Origin of the sequence: Asanoa hainanensis (assembly GCF_900188485.1) — a bacterium.
GTDB classification, from domain to species: Bacteria; Actinomycetota; Actinomycetes; order Mycobacteriales; family Micromonosporaceae; genus Asanoa; species Asanoa hainanensis.
Genome location: NZ_FZPH01000014.1, coordinates 118946 through 136722, shown reverse-complemented (window position 1 = coordinate 136722; position 17777 = coordinate 118946). Strand labels below are relative to the sequence as shown.

Below are 17777 nucleotides of genomic sequence, written 5' to 3'. Positions count from 1 at the left end.
AGAACGGCACCGACGAAGAGGAGATTTCGATGGCAACGACGTACGACGAGCTGGCGGAGCGCTACATCGCGGTCTGGAACGAGACCGATCCGACCAAACGGCGCCAGGACATCGACGACCTGTTCGCGCCCGACGGCCGTTACGTCGACCCGCTGGCGGTGGCCGAGGGCCCAGCCGCGATCGACGCGACGGTCGCCGCGGTGCAGGGCCAGTTCCCCGGGATGACGTTCCGCCTGGCCGGCCCGGTCGACGGCCACCACAACCAGGCGAGGTTCACGTGGGAGCTGGGCCCGGCCGGCGCCGAGGCACCGATCGTGGGTTTCGACGTGGCGACCACGGGCGACGACGGCCGGCTGACCCAGGTGCTGGGCTTCCTGGACCGGGTCCCTAACGCCGGCTGAGGTAGTGGGCGCGCTGCTGCGGTTCGAGATGCTCGATCGCGAACCGCAGCACCACCCTCGGCGCGGTGGGCGCGTGCCGGTCGAGAAAGGCCAGCAGCCGGTCGCGGTCGTGCTTGCCGGCCTCACGCAACAACCCACCGACCGCGGTCCGCACGAACTCGTGCGGGTCGTCGACCAGGATCTCGGCGAGGGCGAACGTGTCGTCGACCTCGCCGGCCCGCACGAAGGTCAGGGTGGCGAAGATGGCGATGCGGCGCTCCCACCACCGCGGCGAGCGGGCCAGCTCGTAGAGGACGTCCCGGGGCGTGTCGAGCAGATAGCCGCCGACCACCTGGTGCGCGCTGAGGTCGACGAGGTCCCACGTGTCGATCCGGTCGGTCCGGCGCAGGTAGAGCGCGAACAGCTCCGCACGCAGGGCCTCGGAAGCCTTCCGGTGTACGGCCTGGTTGCCCATGATCCGCAGCGCACCGACCCGCACCAGATGGACGTCGGAGTCCAACAGCCGATCGAGCTCGGCGACGGGCAGGTCACCGAACCGCTTGGCGAGCGCGAACACGTCACCCATCCGCACGCTGTCGCGCCCGGCCGGCGGTCGAAGGGCTTGGACCTGCTCGGCGAACACGGCGGCGGTGAGCTCCATCCGACCAGCTTGGTCGCTCACCGCAATCCTGTCGACGGTGGCGCCGTCCGAGCGGCATCAGTAGCGTTCGCCGGGTGAGCCACCTCGTGGAGATCGTGCTGGACTGCCGTCACGCGGCAAGCCTGGCCCGGTTCTGGGAGGTCGCGCTCGGTTGGCGGATCCGCCCCTACGACGAGGCCGAGATCGCGCGGCTCGCCACCCTGGGCCTGACCCCGGAGACCGATCCGACGGTGGCCATCGACTCGCCGGACGGTTCGCTGGTCTTCTTCCTCCAGGAGGTCCCGGAGCCGAAGACCGGAAAGAACCGCATGCACGTCGACGTCCGGCTCCGGGACGAGGCCCACCTGGCCCACCTCCTGCGCCTGGGCGCGACCGTGGTGTCCGAGCACGAGGGCTGGCAGGTCCTCGCGGACCCGGAAGGCAACGAGTTCTGCGCAAGAATGTGACCATGAGCGATCGCCGGTACCTGCTGGACAACGCGCGGGTCGAGGCAGGTGAGCGGTTCACCTGGCTCGCGGAGCTGTTCGACGGAGTCACCCGTGGGCACGCCGACTGGCTCGGGCTGAGCCCGGGCTGGCGGTGCTGGGACGTCGGGGCCGGCGGCCCCAGCATTCCCGAGGCGCTCGCCGCCGCCGTCGGACCGACCGGTTACGTCCTCGCCACCGACATCAACCCGACCTGGTTGAACGCGACCGGCGGCTACGAGGTGCGCCAGCACGACGTCGTCGCCGACCCGCCGCCGCAGCCGGGCACGTTCGACCTCGTGCACGCGCGGCTCGTGCTCGTGCACGTACCGGACCGAGCCCGGGCGCTGACCAACATGGTGGCGGCGCTGCGCCCCGGCGGCTGGCTGCTGGTCGAGGACGCCGACACCGAACTGCAGCCACTGGCCTGCCTCGACGAGGTCGGCCCGGCCCAGCAACGGGCCAACCGCCTGCGGCGCGCCGTCCGAGAGCTGATGACCCGCCGCGGCGCCGACCTGCGCTACGGCCGCACGCTGCCGCAGGCGTTGCGCGCGGCGGGCCTGACGGATGTCGCGGCGACCGGCTGTTTCCCCGTGGGCGGCGTTGCCTGCGACCGGCTGGAGGCCGCGACGGTGCGCATGGTCCGCGCCGAACTGCTCGCCGCAGGCCTGGCCGACGACACCGAGATCGACACACACCTGGCCGCCATCGACGCCGGCGAGCTCGATCTAACCCTCGCCCCGCTGATCTCGGCGTGGGGACGCCGCGCGGACTGACTAATTGGACATGAACGTGGAAAGCCTCCGCGCGGCCGGCAAGGTGGCACCGAAAGCCCACACGAACGTGTTGAGCCGTAGGCCCTAGCGCGGTGCGGATGATCGGCCACGGGAACCGGCTGTGACTGCTCCGTTGTCGTGAGCGATTCAGCCGCCGCCATCGCGTGCGCTGGGGCGGTTCAAGTCGGGGTGGTTCGGGCCAAGCACCGCGTCTGGTCGGCCACTAGCTGCTGGAGCGCGGTGACCGGGAAGGCGGCGTCCTCAGCTTGCCCCTCCAGTAGGCGAGGTCCGCACGGGTCGCGAGTGTGTCTGGGTGGTCGCGGCCGAGCGCCCGCACCTGGTCGGTCAGCAATTGCTCGAACCCATTGGCCGCACCTGCCGCGTCCCCAGCCTCACCCCGCCAGGTAGCGAGTTCACCGCGGGTGGCAAGGGTGTCAGGGTGGTCGCGGCCGAGCGCCTGCACCTGGTCGGTCAGCAGCTGCTCGAGCGCAGTGGCTGCACCTGCCGCGTCTCCAGCCTCGCCCCGCCAGTAGGCGAGGTCGTTGCGCGCGGTGAATGTATCGGGGTGGTGGGGGCCGAGCGCCCGCAGCCGGTCAGCCGCTAGTTGTTCGACTGCGGCGGCCGCACCGGCCGCGTCCCCGGCCTTCCCCCTGAAGGTTGCGAGTTCACCTCGGGTGGCGAGGGTGTCGGGGTGGTCGGGGCCGAGCACCCGCGCCTGACCGGCCACTAGCTGCTCGAGAGCGGCGGCCGCACCGGCCGCGTCCCCGGCCTCACTCCGCCAGCGGGCGAGGTTGGCCCGGGTGCCCAGGGTGTGGGGGTGGTTGGGGCCGAGCACCCGCACCAGGTCGGCCAGTACATGCTCGAACTCGGTGGCCGCACCGGCCGCGTCTCCAGCCTCACCCCGCCAGTGGGCGAGGTTGTTGCGCGCGGTGAGGGTATCGGCGTGGTCAGGGCCGAGCACCCGCACCTGGTCGGCCACTAGCTGCTCGAGCGCGGCGGCCGCACCGGCCGGGTCCCCGGCCTCACCCCGCCAGGAGGCGAAGTTGGCGCGGGTGGCGAGGTTGTTGCGCGCTGCGAGGTGGTCGGCTTGGTCTGGCCCGAACACCTGCGCCTGGTCGGTAAGCAGCTGCTCGCGCCCGGTGGCCGCACCGGCCGGGTCTTCAGCCTCACCTCGCCAGTAGGCGAGGTTGTGGCGTGCGGTGAGGGTATCGGGGTGGTCGGGGCCAAGCACCCGCATCCGGTCAGCCACCAGCTGCTCGAACGCGGCGGCCGCACCGGCCGGGTCCCCGGCCTCACCCCGCCAATGGGCGAGATTGTTGCGCGCGGTGAGGGTATCGGGGTCGTCGGGGCCGAGCACCCGCATCCGGTCAGCGACCAACTGCTCAACCGCGGCGGCCGCACCAGCCGCGTCCCTGGCCTCACCCCGCCAATGGGCGAGGTCGGCACGGGTGGCGAGAATGTCCGGGTGGTCGGGGCCAAGCACCCGTAGCCGGTCAGCGACCAACTGCGCCAGCGCGGCGGCCGCACCAGCCGCGTCCCCGGCCTCACCCCGCCAGTGGGCGAGGTTGTTGCGTGCGGTGAGGGTGTGCGGGTGGTCGGGGCCGAGCACCCGCACCAGGTCGGCCAGGAGCTGCTCGAGCGCGGTCGCCGCGCCGGCCGCGTCCCCGGCCTTACCCCGCCAGCGGGCCAGGTTGTTGCGCGCGGTGAGGGTGTGCGGGTGGTCGGGGCCGAGCACCCGTAGCCGGTCGGTCAGTACCTGCTCGAACGCGGCACCCGCACCGGCCGGATTCCCGGCCTCACCCCGCCAATGGGCGAGATTGTTGCGCGCGGTGAGGGTATCGGCGTCGTCGGGGCCGAGCACCCGCACCAGGTCGGCCAGGAGCTGTTCGAACGCGGCGGCCGCACCTGCCGCGTCCCCAGCCGCACCCAGCCAGTGGGCGAGGTTGTTGCGGGTGCTAAGGGTGTCTGGGTCGTCTGGCTCGAGCACCCGCACCTGGTCGGCCAGCAGCCGCTCGTACGCGGTAGCCGCGCCGGTCGGGTCTCCGGCATTGCCGAGGCTGTTGTGTGCTCGGTGCAGCACGGCGTGGGTGTAAGGGGCAAGGAGGGTGTCGCCGCCGTGCCGGTAGACGGCGGTGGCGGTGGTGCGAAAGGCTTGCCCGAGGACGGGGTCGCGTTCGACGGAGGGCCAGGCTTCGAGCAGGGCGTCGGCGACGGTCCAGGCGAGATCGGCGACAGGATCGTCAATGACGGTGTCGTCGGCGGTGGTAGCGCTGCGGATGACGTGGTCGCGGACGACGCGCTGGACCAAGCCGTGCACCGTAATGGTGGGCCCAGCGTCGGTGATCAGGTTGAATCGGTGCAGCACCCGCAGCCCGGAGCGGATGGTCGCAGCGTCCAAGCTGGCGGGATTGGCGGTCTGGCCACTGAGGGTGTGGGCGTACCTGAGCCAGTTGGCGGCGGCGGTGGTGGTGAACATCGACGCCGGGATGCCGGCAGGGTCACACACGCTGGCCAGGCGCAGGACGGGGGTGGCCAGTCCGACGGGCCGGACTTGGTCGGCTGCCTGCACGGACAGGGACACGGTGGCGGCGACAGTGCGGGTGTAGTCGTCAGGCAGCGCGTCGACGGGTGGCGCCAGCTCATCCAACTGCAGGCCGCGTACGGTGAGCCGCCGCTGGTACTCGGTGCAATCGACATTCTCGTCGATGAGGTAGGCGGTGGCGTGCGCGAGAGCCAGCGGCAGGTGGTGCAGCGCATCGGCGAGCCCGTCGAGGTCATCGGCTAGGTGCGGGTGGTCGGTCAGCCGAGCCCGTAGGTAGGTGACGGATTCGGCTCCGGTGAACACGCCGACGGGAACAAGACGGCGGCCCGTCGCGGCCAGCGCCGAACTGCGCTGCTGGGTGGTAATCACTGCGCGCCCGGTGGGCCTGATCGGTGGCCAGAGGCTTTTGAGGTCAGCGGCGGCGCGGAGGTCGTCGAAAACGATCAGCCAGCGACGATCGGTGCTGCTAAGCCAGGCATGGAATCGGGCGGCGTCGGTGTCAGTGTCGGTGCCGTCCGCCCCGCGCAGCGCCAGATCGACCGCCGCCTGGGCGTAGCTCGCGGTGATCGCCTGGCGGGACGTCGCGGAGATCCACACCAGCAGGTCCAGTTGCCCGCTGTCGTAAAGGTGCTTGGCCAGGTGGACCGCGAGCTGCGTCTTGCCGACCCCGCCCATGCCGGACAACAGCTGAGTAGACGCCGCCGGGCCTGCCGGGCCGGTCAGCACCGCAGTGCCACCGTTGCCGGTTGCGTGGGCCAGCTCCTCGAGCACCTCGCGAGGCTGGAAGCAGTCCGCCAAGCCCGGCACCAGCCCCACCTGCCGCGGCCCGCCGACGGCCCGCGCGTTGCGTTGGCCTGGATAGGCCTGGTCGTAGCGGGCTCGCCACACCAGCATGTCCACCTCCTCCAGCGGCAGTGGCCGCCTGCGAGAGCTGGCGTAACTGGCGCAAGCGTCGATGAACGCCTCGACCGTGGCCCACCGCGGCGCGGAATCGCTGTCGGCCGTCACACCGGCCAGCGCAGCCCGACTCACGCTGTGCTCGCACCGGTCGGCGTGTTCCTTGAGCATGGTCTTGGTCGGTGAACCCGCCAGCTCGAGTAGGCGAAGCAGCTGGTCACGCATCACGTCACGCCTTCATGCCGGTGCCGGACCAACTGTCGGCGCCGGATCGGCAGCCGTCCAGAATCCAGACCTGGACGGGGCTGGACGCCTGCGGCCACACCGTGGACCACGTCGTTGTTCGCCCTTGTTGGGAGGTCACCCATGTGGTCCACGATCGTCTCCGCGGTCCTCGTCGGCTGGAGCTGGTTGCCCGAGGTCACCATCGGGCTCAAGTTCGCCACCGCCTTGATCGTCTTTGTCCTCACCGTTCCCTTGTTCGTGCGCCGTGTCCGCCGGTGGCTGCGACGGCCCGTCCGCCGATAAAGGACACGCGAGCTTCAACAGATACCCGACCACGACATGCCATCGCTAATGACAACGATGTATGTCGCTCTCAGGAGCGACCGAAGCGTGCGCGCCCAAGCGGACGCTCACCGTTTCGAGCGCTGACTTCGCGCTGGTCGGAGATCCCACTACTACGAGTGAGCCGATTTGGGCTGGTAGCTCACTGGGGAAAGTCTCTCGCGCGTCGATCCATTGTGGAGTCGGTTGATCGGGCAGTAGACCGTCGGTATTCCTGTCTGCGGGACTCACCAACTTTCGTGATTGCGGCGACTATCGGTCGCAGTTGGCTGCACGCTGAGGCTGACCCTTCCCCTGACGAGCGCGGGTACCGCCAAACATGCAAAGTGCGTGTCACGCATGGCCGCCGGGTTCCAAGAGACATTGGCGGCCTTCCACACATCGACATCGCTCGGGTTTCCGTGATCGACGTAATGCGCGGATACGGCGCGCGTAGCTGGCCAAACGCGACGGCGCGCCCACGACCGCCAAGTCGGGGTTGATCGAGTCCCGTTCCCCATGTTTGGCGTGACCCGCCCAGGATTCGGGGCTGCGCCGGGTGGTTTTCGGCTGGGCCGCGGCAGGGTTCAGTCGCGGGCTGCGGCGGGGTCTCGGGCCGTGACGATTACCTCTGGGTCTTCGTCCGTGTAGGGGGTTGGGGAGTCGGCTACCGCGAACTGTGTCCGGTACAGCTCCGAATAGAGGCCTTCAGCGGCGACCAGGTCTTCGTGGCGGCCCTGTTCGACGATGTGGCCGTGGTCGAGGACCAGGATCTGGTCGGCCTCGCGGACCGTCGACAGGCGGTGGGCGATGACCAGGGCCGTGCGGCCCGACAGGGCCGTCGACAGGGCGCGTTGGACGGCGGCCTCCGACTCTGAGTCGAGGTGGGCTGTGGCCTCGTCGAGGATGACCACCGATGGGGCCTTGAGCAGTAGGCGGGCGATGGCGATGCGTTGTTTCTCGCCGCCCGAGAAGCGGTAGCCGCGTTCGCCGACCATCGTTTCCAGGCCGTCCGGGAGGTCGCGGACCAGGTCGGCGATCTGCGCGCCCTCGAGGGCCGCCCAGATGTCGTCGTCGGTGGCGTCCGGTTTCGCGTAGCGCAGGTTTTCGGCGATCGTCTCGTGGAACAGGTGCGCGTCCTGGGTGACCACCCCGATCGAGTCGCGGAGCGAGTCGAGGGTCGCTTCGCGGACATCGACGCCGCCGACCAGGACAGAGCCGCCGGTCACGTCGTAGACCCGGGACACCAGCATCGACGTCGTCGACTTGCCTGCGCCGGACGGGCCGACCAGGGCGACCATCTGGCCCGGTGACACCGAGAACGAGATGCCGTGCAGCACCGGGTCGGAGACCGTGCGGTCGAGGACGGCGACGTCTTCGAGGGAGGCCAGCGACACCTCCGCCGCCGACGGGTAGCGGAACGAGACGTCGCGGAACTCGACCGAGCCCGCGTCGCGCGGGATGGCGACCGCGTCGGGCCGTTCGGTGATCGCCGGCGTCAGGTCGAGCACCTCGAAGACCCGGTCGAAGGAGACCAGCGCGCCCATCACGTCGACCCGGACGTTGGACAGGGCGGTGAGCGGGCCGTAGAGCCGGGTCAGCAGCAGCGCGAGCGTGACCACCGTGCCGGCGCTGACGGCACCGGTCACCGCGTAGTAGCCGCCCAGGCCGTAGGTCAGCGCCTGGGCCAGCGAGGCCACCAGCAGCATCGCGACGAAGAAGGTGCGGGAGAACATGGCCTGTTGGATGCCGATGTCGCGGACGCGCTCGGCCCGCTCGCCGAACCGTCGGGCCTCGAGCTCGGGCCGGCCGAACAGCTTGACCAGCAGCGCGCCGGAGACGCCGAACCGCTCGGTCATCGTGGCGTTCATCTTGGCGTCTAGGTTGTATGACTCCTTCGTGATCGCGGCCAGCTTCCGCCCGACGCGGCGGGCCGGGATGATGAACATCGGAAGCAGCGCGAGGGACAGCAGGGTGATCTGCCAGGAGAGGGTGAACATCACGACCGCGGTGAGCACCAGCTGGATCGTGTTGCTGACCACGCCGGAGAGCGTGGAGGTGAACGCGCGCTGCGCGCCGAGCACGTCGTTGTTGAGCCGGCTGACCAGCGCGCCGGTCTGCGTGCGGGTGAAGAACGCCAGGGGCATCCGTTGGACGTGGTCATAGACCCGGGTGCGCAGGTCGAGGATGATGCCCTCGCCGATGCGCGCCGAATACCACCGCTGGGCGAGCGAGAGCAGCGCGTCGACCACCGCCAGGATCGCGATCAGCACCGCGATGCGGACGATCTCGGCGGCCGCGCCCGAGCCGCCGCGGGTGATCGTGTTGACCACCCGGCCGGCCAGGATCGGTGTCGCCACGCCGATGGCCGCGCCGATCACCACCGTCAGCAGGAAGACGGACATGTCGAGGCGGTATGGCCGGGCGAATCGCATGATCCGTCGCCACGTGCCCCGGGCGAGCTTGTGGGTCGCGATGGAGTCGCGGTCGCGCTCGGCGCGCAGCATCGTCCACGCGTTCATTCCGCCTGGCGGAGTCACCCCGTGCCCCCTAGCTGTCGGTTGACGGGGTCAGTCTCCCCGACGGGTACGACAACATTGGGGGTAATCCGGATCTTCCCGGGGAGCCCTTACTCCGCGAGCCCGGCCAGATCGCGCAGCCGGCGCACCTGCGCCTCGCGCTCGGCCGCGAGCTGCTCCGGCCAGGTCCGCGAAGCGGCACCGGACAACAGCGCCTTCATCTCCACGACGGCGTCGCGCGGCGCGGCGAGCACGGCGGCGACCAAGTCCGAAACGGCAGAGTCCAGATCAGCACGGGGTACGACCACCGTGGCCAGACCGAGCCGCAGCGCCTCCTCCGCCCCGATCCGCCGAGCCGTCAGACAGATCTCCAACGCCCGGGCGTACCCGACGAGCTCCACCAGCCGCTTCGACCCGGCCAGGTCAGGGATCAACCCCAGCGTTATCTCGGCCATGGTCAGCCGGGCGTCGTCGGCGAGCACCCGCAGGTCACAGGCGAGCGCGAGCTGGAACCCCGCGCCGATCGCGTGCCCCTGCACCGCGGCCACCGAGACGATGTCGGGCCGGTGCAGCCAGGTGAAGCCCTCCTGGGCGGGCTTGATCCGGTCAGCCGCAGAAGACGGCGGCAACGACGTGAGCTCGGCGATGAACCCGGGCCCACCCGAGGAGACGTCAAGACCGGAGGAAAAGGCCCGCCCCTCGCCCCGCACCACGACGACGCGCACGTCGCCGGGAAGCGAGCGGCCGATCTCGCGCAAAGCGGCCCAGGTTTCCGGCGTCTGCGCGTTGAGCACGTCGGGCCGGCGCAACGTCACGGTCGCGACCGGCCCGGCGTGGTTGAGCTCTACCCCGCTGGTGGTCATCGCGGGCAACGATCCACGACCTGCGGGAGACCGGGAGGGATGGGGTTCAGGACTTCTTGCGACGGCGGGCACCGCCGCGCTGGCGAAGCTGAACACCCGACTCCGTCAGGACCCGGTGGACGAAACCGTAGGAACGACCGGTCGAGGCCGCGAGGGCGCGGATGCTCTCACCGGAGGTGTACCGCTTGACCAGGTCTTTGGCCAGCGTCTGCCGCTCGGCCCCGACGATCCGGCGACCCTTCTCAGTGCTGGTGGCTGTGCCGGTGGCTGCCATGTTGATTCCTCACGTCCCAGACTGTGCGGTTTCATGCGGTCCCACCTATTAGACCGCCTAGGACGATCATGCGCTAGATATCAACTCTTCGCCAACCGACACGCACGGTACTGTCGGCAACCCGATACCGTGATGGCCCGTGACTCCTGAGGAGGCTCGAGCCGCCCATCGGGACGAGCGAACCGACCTTGCCGGGTGGCTCGTTCTGGCCGCCGTCGGCGCCCTCGCGACGTGGCTCGCGGTGCGTTTCGGGGCGCGCCTCGGCACCGCCGGAGCACCCTTCCTCGGCTCGTACGCGCTCACGATCTCGCTGGCCAGCGTGCTTGCGCCGACCGTCGCCGCCGCGGTGGTGGCAGCGGCCTACCGGGGGTGGTGGGAGCGCATGAAATGGCCGCTCGCGCTGCTTTCCGGGTGGCTCGTGGCGGTGCTCTGGATGGTGTCGCTCGCCGTCGTGAACGGCCGTGACGGACTCACCAGCCCATTGATGGTTCCCGATGACTATCTGGCCGACGCCACCCGAGTGGGTGACCATCCTCTTCACTATCTGCGGGGTTACACCACCGAAGGGATGATCCCTTCCGTGGTCGCCCGCGGCCATCCACCGGGGCCGATCCTTCTGCTATGGGCGTTGACGCGCATCGGTATCACGGACCGTATCGGTCTTGGGCTCCTGCTGACCGCCGTCGGGGCGGCCGTCGTACCCCTCGTGCTGTTCGCGGTTCGCGGTGTTTGCGGTGATCTGGCGGCCCGCCGGTACCTGCCGCTGCTGGTCCTCGCCCCGTACGCGGTCTGGTTGGCCGGCGGGGTCGAGGGTGTGGTCGCGGTCCTCGGCGCGGCCATGATCGCGGCGGGCGTGCACGCCTCCGACGAGCGCCGCACCGGCATCCGCGCCGGGATCTGGGCCAGCGTGACCGGGCTGCTGCTCGGCGTCGCCGCCCTGTTCGCGTACGGCGCGCCCTGGCTGGGCCTGGCCGCGGCGTTCCTCTACTTCGCCCGGCGCCGGGTCGCGCTGAACCTGTTCACCGGCCTGGGCGCGCTGATCCCCGTGGTCGTCGCGGAGCGGCTCGGCTTCAACTGGGTCGACGGGCTGATGGACGCCCGCCACGATTTCGCCGTACGCGTCGAACCGCACCGGTCCGTGCTCTGGTGGAGTGGGATCAGCCTGGTCGTGCTGCTGTTGGCGGCCGGGCCGGCGCTCTATGCCAGTTTGCGCAAGTCGCGCAATACGCCGGGCTGGCCCTTCCTGGTCGCGGCCGGCATCGGCGTGCTGTTCACCTTGGTCACCGGCCTGGCCCGGGGCGGGGCCGAGACCTCCTGGCTGCCGTTCTTCCCCTGGCTGACGATGGCCGCGGTGGCACCGCGCCACCAGGGCGGCGAGACCGTGCCGACCCCGTTGCTGCTGGTCGCGGCCGGCGCGGTCACCGCCATCGTGATCAAAACGATCTTGACCTAAGGATCAGGCGAGCTCGACGAGCTCCAGCAGGTCGTCGCTCCAGGCGTCCTCGTCGCCGTCCGGCAGCAGGATCGCGCGGTCGGGCTTGAGCGCCAGCACGGCACCCGGGTCGTGCGTGACCAGCACGATCGCGCCCGGGTAGCGGGCGATCGCGTCGAGCACCTGCTCCCGGCTGACCGGGTCGAGGTTGTTGGTCGGCTCGTCGAGCAGCAGCACGTTGGCGCCCGAGCAGACCAGCGTGGCCAGCGCCAGCCGGGTCTTCTCGCCACCGGAGAGCACGCCCGCGGGCTTGCTCACGTCGTCGCCGCTGAACAGGAACGCGCCCAGGATCCGGCGCAGGTCGCCGTCGGTCTGGTCGGCCGCCGCCGAGCGCATGTGCTCGAGCACCGTGCGGTCGACGTCGAGCGTCTCGTGCTCCTGCGCGTAGTAGCCCAGCCGCAGCCCGTGCCCGGCGACGACCTCACCGGTGTCGGGCGTCAGGACCCCGGCCAGCATCCGCAGCAGGGTCGTCTTGCCGGCACCGTTGAGGCCCAGAATGGCGACCCTGGAGCCCTTGTCGACGGCCACGTCGACGTCGGTGAAGATCTCCAGCGAGCCGTAGGACTTCGACAGACCGGCAGCGGTCAAGGGGGTACGCCCGCAGGGCGCCGGCTCCGGGAAGCGCACCTTGGCCACCCGGTCGCCGACCCGCTGGTCCTCGAGCCCGGAGAGCAGCTTCTCGGCCCGCTTCGCCATGTTCTGCGCGGCGGTCGCCTTGGTCGCCTTGGCGCGCATCTTGTCGGCCTGCGCCTTCAGGGCGCCGGCCTTCTTCTCCGCGTTGGCCCGCTCCCGACGGCGGCGCCGCTCGTCGGTCTCGCGCTGTTCGAGATAGGTCTTCCAACCCACGTTGTACGTGTCGACGACGGACCGGTTGGCGTCGAGGTACCAGACCTTGTTGACCACCGCGTCGAGCAGCGAGACGTCGTGGCTGATCACGATCAGGCCGCCCTTGTGCTGGGCCATGTAGCCGCGCAGCCAGACGATCGAGTCGGCGTCGAGGTGGTTGGTGGGCTCGTCGAGCAGCAGGATGCCCGCGCCCTCCTCACCCGCGTCGCGGAACAGGATCCGGGCGAGCTCGATCCGGCGGCGCTGGCCACCGGAGAGCGTGCCGATGGTCTGGGCCAGCACCCGGTCGGGCAGCCCGAGGTTCGCGCAGATCCGGGCGGCCTCGGCCTCGGCCGCGTACCCGCCGAGCGAGGCGAACCGCTCCTCGAGCGAGCCGTACCGGCGGACCAGTGCGTCGGTCGGGTCCTCGGCGAGCTTGGCCTCGACGACCTGCATCTCGCTGAGCAAGGTGTCCAGGCCGCGCGCGGACAGCACCCGGTCGCGAGCGGTGACCTCGAGGTCGCCGGTGCGCGGGTCCTGCGGCAGGTAGCCGACGACGCTGGTGCGCTCGACCTGGCCCGAGTACGGGTTGCCCTCGCCGGCCAGCACCTTCAGCGTGGTGGTCTTGCCGGCGCCGTTGCGGCCGACGAGGCCGATCCGGTCGCCAGGCTGCACCCGCAGGGTGGTGTCGGACAGCAGGATCCGCGCTCCGGCGCGCAGTTCCAGCCCGGTGACAGTGATCATCAGAAACGCTCTCTCTGTGAGGAAGGCTGACTAGGGCCTGTCTCGTGGATCAGGGTGGTGCCGCGGCGAGGTCCGGGCGGCGTCCGGGCGTGCGCGGAGGTGGGTCGGATACCGGTGTTGTATCCGGCCCGGCTCCGCGTGCGGTCGGTCGTCGTCTGGACCTCGCCGCGGCACCACCCTGATCCACGAGACAGGCCCTAAGGGCACACGAAAGCGCCGATCGGGGAGTTTCCCGTCGGCGCCGGGGCTGGTCAGTCTTCGCAGAGCAGCACGGCGTGAAGTGTACCGGCTGCCCGGAAGAACCCCCACCGGATTAACGGTGAAGATCATCGGGTACATCCCGCCGCGTCCACATGCGTCGATTGGATGGGTGATGGAACTCAACGAACGCGCCGATGTCGACACCAGCCAGATCGAGGACCGGCGGGGCGGTGGCGGCGGAGGTGGTGGGGGCGGCGGCTTCCCGATCCCCATCCCGACCAGCGGCGGTGGCATCGTCGGCCTGATCGTCACCCTGATCGCCGTGCTGGTCGGCGGCGGCTTCGGTGTGAACGCGATCACGGGGGACGACGCGCCGGCCGACAACGGGGCTATCGAGCAGAGCTGTGACGCGGCCGACAAGCTGCAGAAGCTCGACTGCCGCAACGCCCTCTACGTCAACTCGATCCAGTCGTGGTGGGCCAAGCGGCTGCCGGAGAGCTTCGGCGAGCAGTACCAGCCCGCGCCGACGGTCTTCTTCGACCAGGCGGTGCAGACAGGGTGCGGGGCGGCCGACTCGGGCGTCGGGCCGTTCTACTGCCCCGCCGACCACAAAGTCTTCATCGACCTGACCTTCTACCAGGTGCTCGCCGACCAGCTCGGTGCCAAGGGCGAGTTCGCCCAGCCGTACGTGTTGGCCCACGAGTACGGGCACCACGTGCAGTCGCTGATCGGCACCGAGGCCGACATGCGCCGCCAACAGGAGCGCGACCCCGACAACGCCAACGAGCTGTCGGTGAAGCTGGAGCTGCAGGCCGACTGCTACGCCGGTGCGTGGGCGAAGAACGCGACCCAGACGGCCGACGCCGACGGCGACCCGATCTTCAAGAGCATCACCGACCAGGACATCAAGGAAGGCCTGGACACGGCGGCCGCGATCGGCGACGACACCCTCCAGAAGCAGGCCGGCCAGGAGGTCAACCCCGACGGGTTCACCCACGGCACGTCGGCGCAGCGCCAGCAGTGGTTCCGCACCGGCTACGACACGGGCGACCCGAAGGCCTGCAACACCTTCGGGTCGTGAGCGGGCTCAGCCGGTGGAGTCGAGCGGGTTGCCGCAGACCCGCCACGTGCCCCGGTCGTCGGTGACCCGCAGCTCGTACGGCGTGCTCGCGCCGACCGGGTCCAGCAGCTCCGCCGTGACGGTGGCGTCGCTGGGCCCGGTCGCCGCGACGCCGTCGATCCGGTAGCTCGACACCGCCGGCCGGCCGCCGATCCCCGCGACGAAGTCGTCGCGCTCGACCCGTTCGCGCGTCTCGTTGCACAGCTGGTCGTAGGCGCCGCCGATGTTGCCGGCCGCGAGCCGGGTCAGGAACGAGTCGGCGGCCAGCCGGGCACCCTGCTCGGGATCGCGGTGGCCACGGAAGAGAAAGAAGCCGCCGACCACGAGGCCGGCGACCAGCAGCACGGCCGTCAGGATGCCGGCCCGCCGGGCCTCGTCCGAAACCATGGCGGGAGGGTACCGCCTAGGGGGTGTCTCGTGGGTCAGGGTGGTGCTGCGGCGAGGTCCAGGGGGCGTCCGGGCGTGCGCGGGGACCGGTCGGATACCGGTGTTGTATCCGGCCGGTCCCCGCGTGCGGCCGGTCGTCGCCTGGACCCGGCGCAGTGCCGCCCTGGCCCACGAGACACCCCCTAAGAGTCGGGGTCGCGTACCAGGATCGATACCGCGCGCGCGGCGGCCACCGCGTCGACCAGGACGGCGTGGCGAGGATCGGTGACGTCGAGCAGCCGGTCCGCGCGCAGCGGGAGCAGCGGCGCCAGCCGCGGGTCGGCGAGAATCGCGTCCACCGTGCGCCGGTCGCCGCCGCAGACGAGGGCGGCCAGCTCCCCCGTCGCCGGCAGCAGCAGCCGCGCGGCCAGGTCGGCCGCGTCCTTGGCGGCGGCCTTGGCCTGGTTGTCCCGCCGGCGGGCGAACCGTTGCTGCGACCAGCCGCCGGCGGCGGTGCGGCTCTGCACGTACGAGCTGTCCACCTTGGACGTCACCAGCCTTGTGCCGTCGGCCACTCCGACCGCGACCGCCGCCTTGCGGGCCAGCAGCAGACCGAGGTGGCGAGGCGCCCGGGCGGTCTCGACGAAGTCGGCCAGGTCGTCCGCGAACGGCGCGCCCGGTGGCGGGTGCAGCTCCGCGGTGGCGCCGTCGAACGCGGCGAGCAGCAGACCGTCGTCGGTGGGCCGCTGGGCGTACGCGCCGTGTCGCTCGCGGAAGCCCTCGACCCAGCGGCTCAGCCGGTCGGGGTCGACGTCGACCCAGCGCCCGCCACCCGCGGCCGGTCGGCTGGTGGTCATTCCGCGACGGTACGGCACGCCACAATGTCCGGATGACCGAGCCGGTGCTGGACCGCCTGACCCCGCTGTTCGAGGCCGACCGCGACCCGGAGCGGGCCGCCGGGATGCGGGCGTACATGCGCGACCAGTTCGAGTTCCTGGGCATCGCGTCGCCCAGGCAGCGGGCGCTGGCCCGGCAGGCGACCGCCGGCGCCGCCAAGCCGACCCGGGACGGGCTGATCGCGCTGGCCGACGCCTGCTGGGCCAGGCCGGAACGGGAGTACCAGTACTTCGCCTGCGACTACCTGCGCCGGCACGTGGCGGTGCTGGGCGGCCTGGACGCGTTGCCCGCCGTGCGGAGGTTGATCACGACCAAGCCCTGGTGGGACACGGTCGACCTGCTGGCCGCCCGGGTGGTCGGGCCGATGGTGAGTCAGCACGGCGGGGTCATGGACGCCTGGATCGACGACGACAACCTCTGGGTGGTCAGAACGGCCCTGCTCCACCAGCTCTTCTACAAGCGCGACACCGACGCGGACCGGCTGTTCGACTACTGCGCGCGGCAGAAAGGGCACACCGATTTCTTCGTACGCAAGGCGATCGGCTGGGCCCTACGGGAGTACGCGAAGACCGACCCGGCGGCGGTACGCGCGTTCGTGGCAGCGACCGACCTGTCCGGCCTCTCGAGACGCGAGGCGCTGAAGAACCTTTAGCAGGAGGTCGGCGGCTCGGGCAGGTGCGTCTCGGCCCACTCGGCGATCAGGGTGAGCGCCGGCAGGAGCCCCTCCCCGGCCTCGGTCAGCGAGTAGGTGACGGACACCGGCGGTCCCGCGTCGACCTCGCGTGTCACCAGCCCCAGCTCGCACAGCTCGGCCAGCCGGTCGGAGAGCACCGAGTCGCTCACCCCGCCGACGAGGCGGGACAGCTCGCGGAACCCGGCCGGGCCGGTGCTGAGGCTGCCCACCACCAGGCCTGACCAGCGCTTGCCGAGGAAGCTGAAGGCGCGGGCCAGCGCGACATCCCCGCGGGTGCACCGCTCCCGGATGTCCTCGCTGTGACGTACCGCGCTTTCGGTCACCACGCAATGCTAGCGCGCGAGAGGTCGCTAGTATTTCCGAAGCAGCTAGCCGCGCAATGGTCGCTAGCCTTTTCACGGAGGTAACACTGGTGACGAACACCGAGGTCAAGCGCCCTTCCGTCGTCGTCCTCGGCGGCGGCTACGGCGGCTTGAACACCGCCAAGGCGCTGGACGACGTCGCGGACGTCACGCTCGTCGACCCGTCGGGCGCGTTCCACCACAACGTCGCGTCCTGGCGCGCCCTGGTCGACCCGTCCTGGATCGACCGGATCTTCCTGCCGCTCGACCGGCTCCTGCACCACGGCCGGTTCGTCCGCGACCGGGCCGTCGCCGTCGACGGCCGCACGGTCACCCTGGAGTCCGGCATCGAGCTGACCCCCGACTACCTCGTGCTGGCGACCGGCTCGCAGTACCCGTTCCCCGCCAAGGCCGGCGGCACCGACCAGCAGAGCGCCAAGGACCGGCTGCAGGCGGCGCACGACGAGCTGCTCGGCGCCCGCCGGGCCCTGATCGTCGGCGCCGGCCCGTCCGGGCTGGAGCTGGCCGGCGAGATCAAGGCGTTCTTCCCCGACAAGGACGTCACCGTCGTCGACGTCAACGCGGACATCATGCACGGCCCGTTCGAGCAGGAGCTGCGCGACGAGCTCAAGCGGCAGCTCGACAAGCTGGGTGTCCGGCTCGTGCTGGGCAGCCCGTTGACCGCCCTGCCGGACGGCCCGCCCGCCACCGCGACCCCGATCGCCGTGACCACCGAGAGCGGCGAGACGGTCGAGGCCGACATCTGGTTCCGCGCCTTCGGCGTCCGCCCGGCGACCGACTACCTGCGTGGCGACCTGGCCGCGGTCCGCGACGAGCGCGGCTACCTCCCGGTCGACGCGCACCTGCGGATCAAGGGCGGAGACGGCGTGTACGCCCTCGGCGACATCAGCACCGCCGACCGCGACACCGCCGGCGCCGCCACCCGCCAGGCCGCCGTGGTCGCGGCCAACATCCGGTCCGCCATCGACGGCGGCGACGCGACGGAGGCGTACGAGGCGGGTCCGGTCATGATCATCGTGCCGCTCGGGCCCGAAGGCGGGGCCACCCAGCTCCCCACCGGCGTGGGCGGCCCCGAGGAAGCCTCGGCGATCAAGGGCAGCGCGATGCTGGTCGACATGTACGCGAAGCACTTCGACGCGCCGCAGCGCTAAGAC

17 protein-coding genes are annotated in these 17777 nt (G+C 70.9%); 8 read left to right on the top strand and 9 right to left on the bottom strand.

The annotated features are described in order from the left end of the window. Positions 1-29 precede the first annotated feature (29 nt). On the top strand, positions 30-401 hold the full coding sequence (locus CHC05_RS29330; protein WP_089253838.1) for a nuclear transport factor 2 family protein: 372 nt from the start codon (positions 30-32) through the stop codon (positions 399-401). Here CHC05_RS29330 and CHC05_RS29325 read toward each other — a convergent pair. Then, complete coding sequence (locus tag CHC05_RS29325) at positions 388-1041, bottom strand: DNA alkylation repair protein (protein WP_089253837.1); 654 nt, start codon at positions 1039-1041, stop codon at positions 388-390. The genes CHC05_RS29330 and CHC05_RS29325 overlap by 14 nt on opposite strands. A gap of 74 nt (positions 1042-1115) precedes the next feature. On the opposite strand from CHC05_RS29325, the gene CHC05_RS29320 reads away from it, so the two are divergent. Beyond that, positions 1116-1487, top strand: a complete 372-nt coding sequence (locus tag CHC05_RS29320) for a VOC family protein (RefSeq protein ID WP_089253836.1) — start codon at positions 1116-1118, stop codon at positions 1485-1487. A 2-nt stretch (positions 1488-1489) separates the two neighbouring features. Continuing rightward, positions 1490-2281: a methyltransferase domain-containing protein gene (locus CHC05_RS29315; protein ID WP_089253835.1), complete on the top strand. Its 792-nt coding sequence runs from the start codon at positions 1490-1492 to the stop codon at positions 2279-2281. Between the two features lie 223 nt (positions 2282-2504). Here the strand turns inward: CHC05_RS29315 and CHC05_RS43155 are convergent, their stop codons facing one another. Then, the gene (locus CHC05_RS43155; protein ID WP_144022824.1) at positions 2505-5945 is read right to left on the bottom strand and encodes a tetratricopeptide repeat protein; all 3441 of its coding nucleotides are present in this window, start codon (positions 5943-5945) and stop codon (positions 2505-2507) included. A 141-nt stretch (positions 5946-6086) separates the two neighbouring features. On the opposite strand from CHC05_RS43155, the gene CHC05_RS41720 reads away from it, so the two are divergent. Next, positions 6087-6248: a hypothetical protein gene (locus CHC05_RS41720; protein WP_179266429.1), complete on the top strand. Its 162-nt coding sequence runs from the start codon at positions 6087-6089 to the stop codon at positions 6246-6248. Between the two features lie 605 nt (positions 6249-6853). Here the strand turns inward: CHC05_RS41720 and CHC05_RS29305 are convergent. The 3 genes from CHC05_RS29305 to CHC05_RS29295 form a co-directional block, all read right to left on the bottom strand. Next, entirely contained in the window at positions 6854-8788 is a 1935-nt protein-coding gene (locus CHC05_RS29305; RefSeq protein WP_089253834.1) for an ABC transporter ATP-binding protein, read from the bottom strand. 107 nt (positions 8789-8895) lie between these two features. Beyond that, a complete protein-coding gene (locus tag CHC05_RS29300) occupies positions 8896-9648 on the bottom strand; it encodes an enoyl-CoA hydratase/isomerase family protein (protein ID WP_089253833.1) in 753 nt (250 codons plus the stop codon). A 46-nt stretch (positions 9649-9694) separates the two neighbouring features. Next, positions 9695-9922, bottom strand: a complete 228-nt coding sequence (locus CHC05_RS29295) for a helix-turn-helix domain-containing protein (protein ID WP_089253832.1) — start codon at positions 9920-9922, stop codon at positions 9695-9697. Between the two features lie 139 nt (positions 9923-10061). Here CHC05_RS29295 and CHC05_RS29290 point away from each other — a divergent pair, with 139 nt between their 5' ends. Further along, positions 10062-11375 carry a hypothetical protein gene (locus tag CHC05_RS29290; protein ID WP_089253831.1) on the top strand — a complete coding sequence of 438 codons (1314 nt, stop codon included), beginning with the start codon at positions 10062-10064 and terminating at the stop codon, positions 11373-11375. 3 nt (positions 11376-11378) lie between these two features. On the opposite strand, the gene CHC05_RS29285 is transcribed toward CHC05_RS29290, so the two are convergent. Beyond that, on the bottom strand, positions 11379-12983 hold the full coding sequence (locus CHC05_RS29285; protein ID WP_089253830.1) for an ABC-F family ATP-binding cassette domain-containing protein: 1605 nt from the start codon (positions 12981-12983) through the stop codon (positions 11379-11381). 373 nt (positions 12984-13356) lie between these two features. On the opposite strand from CHC05_RS29285, the gene ypfJ reads away from it, so the two are divergent. Further along, complete coding sequence (ypfJ, locus tag CHC05_RS29280; protein WP_089253829.1) at positions 13357-14265, top strand: KPN_02809 family neutral zinc metallopeptidase; 909 nt, start codon at positions 13357-13359, stop codon at positions 14263-14265. 6 nt (positions 14266-14271) lie between these two features. On the opposite strand, the gene CHC05_RS29275 is transcribed toward ypfJ, so the two are convergent. Beyond that, positions 14272-14691, bottom strand: coding sequence for an Rv0361 family membrane protein (locus tag CHC05_RS29275; protein ID WP_089253828.1), 420 nt, complete (start codon positions 14689-14691; stop codon positions 14272-14274). 182 nt (positions 14692-14873) lie between these two features. Continuing rightward, positions 14874-15527: an acVLRF1 family peptidyl-tRNA hydrolase gene (locus CHC05_RS29270; RefSeq protein ID WP_089253827.1), complete on the bottom strand. Its 654-nt coding sequence runs from the start codon at positions 15525-15527 to the stop codon at positions 14874-14876. Between the two features lie 32 nt (positions 15528-15559). Here CHC05_RS29270 and CHC05_RS29265 point away from each other — a divergent pair, with 32 nt between their 5' ends. Continuing rightward, positions 15560-16219 carry a DNA alkylation repair protein gene (locus tag CHC05_RS29265; RefSeq protein ID WP_089253826.1) on the top strand — a complete coding sequence of 220 codons (660 nt, stop codon included), beginning with the start codon at positions 15560-15562 and terminating at the stop codon, positions 16217-16219. Here CHC05_RS29265 and CHC05_RS29260 read toward each other — a convergent pair. Next, positions 16216-16584: a winged helix-turn-helix transcriptional regulator gene (locus CHC05_RS29260; protein ID WP_245871277.1), complete on the bottom strand. Its 369-nt coding sequence runs from the start codon at positions 16582-16584 to the stop codon at positions 16216-16218. The two genes, CHC05_RS29265 and CHC05_RS29260, sit on opposite strands and share 4 nt — an antisense overlap. Before the next feature lie 89 nt (positions 16585-16673). Here CHC05_RS29260 and CHC05_RS29255 point away from each other — a divergent pair, with 89 nt between their 5' ends. Further along, positions 16674-17774 carry an NAD(P)/FAD-dependent oxidoreductase gene (locus tag CHC05_RS29255; RefSeq protein WP_245871276.1) on the top strand — a complete coding sequence of 367 codons (1101 nt, stop codon included), beginning with the start codon at positions 16674-16676 and terminating at the stop codon, positions 17772-17774. Positions 17775-17777: the final 3 nt, after the last annotated feature.